General features: G+C 37.5%; 2 protein-coding genes. Both read left to right on the top strand.

All coding sequences use genetic code 11. The features are described from left to right. Positions 1 to 26 precede the first annotated feature (26 nt). Complete coding sequence (locus tag H5202_RS22960; RefSeq protein ID WP_182774050.1) at positions 27 to 305, top strand: hypothetical protein; 279 nt, start codon at positions 27 to 29, stop codon at positions 303 to 305. 21 nt (positions 306 to 326) lie between these two features. After that, the coding region (locus H5202_RS22955) for a hypothetical protein (RefSeq protein ID WP_182774049.1) at positions 327 to 1,143 on the top strand (817 nt) is incomplete at its 3' end.

Below are 1,143 nucleotides of genomic sequence, written 5' to 3'. Positions count from 1 at the left end.
GCATTGAAGCAAAGGAGGAAATTTAAATGGCTAAAACAAGACACATACACCAGCGAATGAACCAGCGTGCAATTTCGCAGCAAATGCTAGAAATTGTAAAAATGTTTGGAGTAGATAAAGGTGACAAAACATATCTGAACGAGAAAGGAATCGATGCTGCATTATCTGCAATAAATGACATTTCAAAACTAATGCAAAAAATGAAAAGTCGCGGTGGCGTTGTGCTTGTTGAGTCCGGGGATATAGAAATTACGGCATATGCATTAGATAGCTACGACCGTAAACAGTCTCATTCCATACATTAACTATTTATAAGGAGTATTATCGTGAACAAACAAATTTTATCATTGATTAGCGCATATCGTGGCAAATTATCAACTGAAACTTTTACAGAAATATTAGCTGCTTGTATGGCATGGCTAAAGCTTTCAAGTAATGGAAAATTAGATGATGAACATGATTTTAAGGGAGCTGCTAGTAAAGAGTTATTAGCTAAAGTATTGAATAATTGTGTGGATGTGCATTTTTCGAGTGAAAAGTGGGATATCGATGACGCCCAGCTTACCAAATTACTCAATTCTCTTTTGGAGCTTATTAAAGCCAACGTGGTTTCTTATACTGAGTTATCTGAAGTAATTAAACATCTTCATTACAGTGAAGGAAAAAATTCAAGTCTCTTCACTGTTCCTGTGGAGTTAGCTGAACTCGGCGCAAAGCTCATTGGTGATAATACTCAATCAGTTTATTGCCCTTTTCTCGGCGGGTCTGACTTTGCAATGCAGTGGCCAAAAGCTGTTGAAAAATGTGGTGAAAGCTTAGTTGGTTCAGAGGTTTTTTTTGCTGAAGTGCACAGTATATTACTCGAAAACAAATTTGACACAGTTAACGCTAACCCAATTTATACGCCTTATTACATAGGTGATGGTGGTTTAAAACAATTTGATGCATCTATAGCTATGCCACCCATTGGTATGAAGCTACAGGTAGACAAAATCAATGACATCTGGGGACGTTTTCCTGAAAAGTCTTTGATGGGAGAGGTTTACTTTCTGCGACATATGCTGGCACAAACGTCTAATACTGTTGTTTGTTTTGTGGCTAATGGTTTTCTTTTCAGAACCGCGGCAGGAGAAAAGCAATTCA

It is taken from the genome of Shewanella sp. SG41-4 (assembly GCF_014164505.1).
In the GTDB taxonomy this organism is placed as follows: Bacteria; Pseudomonadota; Gammaproteobacteria; order Enterobacterales; family Shewanellaceae; genus Shewanella.
The sequence above is the reverse complement of the archived record's forward strand: the minus strand, read 5'-3'. Positions and strand labels throughout refer to the sequence as shown.

What these genes read in the sequence shown, in the direction of transcription:
- H5202_RS22960 (WP_182774050.1), top strand. Translation starts at nt 27, where the DNA reads ATGGCTAAAACAAGACACATACACCAGCGAATGAACCAGCGTGCAATT.